Source organism: Petrocella sp. (assembly GCF_059865615.1).
In genome coordinates, this window is the sequence record NZ_JCBCDA010000037.1 from 1 (window position 1) to 1,984 (window position 1,984).

Sequence of the window (1,984 nt, forward strand, 5' to 3'; positions counted from 1 at the left end):
AATGAAGTAAAAAGAGTTATACAATCAAAACACCCATATATCGATGGACCTTTGCTAAAGATCTCTTTTTGCTACGTTTATAAAGCAGACCTAAAAAACCATTCAAAGCCAAAACCAATAATAACAATGAGCCGGTATGAAAGTCAAAACGACCCAGTTTCAGATAACCATGAATAAGTCCGGATAGTATTAATAGACCACCGACATAGGGATGCATTTTACGACCTTTTTTTAAGAATTGATTATAGTTTTTGTTTTTTCCCTTTAGCCAACGTTTGTTCACTTCAATAGCAATTGGAAAGGAGAGGAGCACAAATAATAAAAAAGCGTTGAACCAACCCAACATGTAATCAGTCCTTTCAAGGTAAGTATAATCCGAATAACAATGTAGCGCTTGAAGATAATCATTATCATTAACAATCTCATTATAGCATAATAAGATTAGAATTTCTATTGTAATGACACAACTTTCTCAGAGGATTTCTTAGCTCTTGAATAACAAGGTAGCCTCATCCATTACTAAGAAATCCTATAAATGGGATTCTTGAGTTTTTATATAGGGTTAAGAGATCCATTATTGTCAATATTAAGTGAAAAGCATTAAAAAATGATTAAATCGATTGGCATATCATAGTAAGGCATAAAGTATAATGGTACAATATAGAAGATATTTTGTTATTATGCTCATACAGTTATAGTAGGCATCCTAACAATCAAGAAAATGAAAATTCAGAAGAGGTGTTAATATGAAAAAAGGTAGTATAGCATTAATCGTTATAGCAGTAGTCGTCTTAGTCATCTTTGGTACAGGTGGCATGGTGGTATCAAGATACAACAGTTTGGTCGTTTTAGATGAAGAGGTTAGTATGTCTCTAAGCCAGATAGATAATCAATTACAAAGAAGAAATGACTTAATTCCAAACTTGGTTGAAACCGTAAAAGGATTCGCCAGTCAAGAACAAGAAATATTTAATAACATAGCAGATGCACGTGCACGAATGATGGGTGCTGGTACAGTGGGGGAACAAGCAGAAGCTGATGCACAATTGTCCGGAGCTTTATCAAGATTGCTTGCAATATCAGAAAGTTATCCGGAGCTAAAATCGGATGCTAATTTCAGACAGTTAGCCGATGAACTGGCAGGAACCGAAAATAGAATTGCCGTAGCAAGACAAGATTACAATTCTGTGGCCAGAAATTTTAATAGTACTGCGAAGCAGTTCCCTATGAGCCTTTTTGCCAGAACATTTGGTTTTGAACCGGCAGAATACTTTGAAGCCAGTGAAGGCGCAAGTGAAGTCCCTACTGTAGATTTTAATAACTAGGGGGGATTGAATTGAAAAAAACTATAGCAGCGTTGTTTATTCTATCTATGCTGCTTTCTATGCCGGCAATATTTGGTCAAAGTTATCCAAGCCATACCACAGAATTCTATGTCAATGATTTTGCGGGTATTCTTTCGACTGCAACTGAGGAAGCCATCATGAATATTTCGGTGCCTTTGGCGCAAGAAACAGGTGCGCAGATTGTTGTTGTTACTGTAGATAGCTTAGAAGGTCAGGATATTGAGTCTTATGCGCTTAATCTTTTTAGAGAGTGGGGCATTGGAGATGCAACGAAGAACAATGGTTTACTATTGTTGATATCTCTAAATGATCGACGATCTCGTATTGAAGTGGGTTACGGTCTAGAGGGTGCCTTAAATGATGCAAAAACAGGACGGATACAAGATGACTACCTTATTGGGCATTTTCAAGAGGGCAATTATGATGCAGGTATCATAGGAACATATTTAAAACTTGCAGAAGAAGTATTTATAGAGTACGGCCTTGATGAAGCGGCGATTACCAGTCAGAATGTTTATTATTATCCCAGTACGGAAGAGGAAGAAGGAAATATAATAATATTCCATGTGATTCTTATTATAATCGGCATCATGCTTATGATGTTAGACTTAATATTTAATCGCGGACGGATTACAAGA

The 1,984-nt window shown here is 36.3% G+C and carries 3 protein-coding genes; 2 read left to right on the forward strand and 1 reads right to left on the reverse strand.

The annotated features are described in order from the left end of the window. Positions 1 to 16: 16 nt before the first annotated feature. Positions 17 to 346 (reverse strand): hypothetical protein, encoded by a 330-nt coding sequence (locus AC6F8J_RS04600; RefSeq protein WP_500721374.1) that lies wholly within the window; start codon positions 344 to 346, stop codon positions 17 to 19. A gap of 400 nt (positions 347 to 746) precedes the next feature. On the opposite strand from AC6F8J_RS04600, the gene AC6F8J_RS04605 reads away from it, so the two are divergent. Continuing rightward, complete coding sequence (locus tag AC6F8J_RS04605; protein ID WP_500721376.1) at positions 747 to 1,325, forward strand: LemA family protein; 579 nt, start codon at positions 747 to 749, stop codon at positions 1,323 to 1,325. Between the two features lie 11 nt (positions 1,326 to 1,336). Continuing rightward, positions 1,337 to 1,984 (forward strand): TPM domain-containing protein (locus AC6F8J_RS04610; RefSeq protein ID WP_500721377.1); only part of this gene is annotated, 648 nt, incomplete at its 3' end.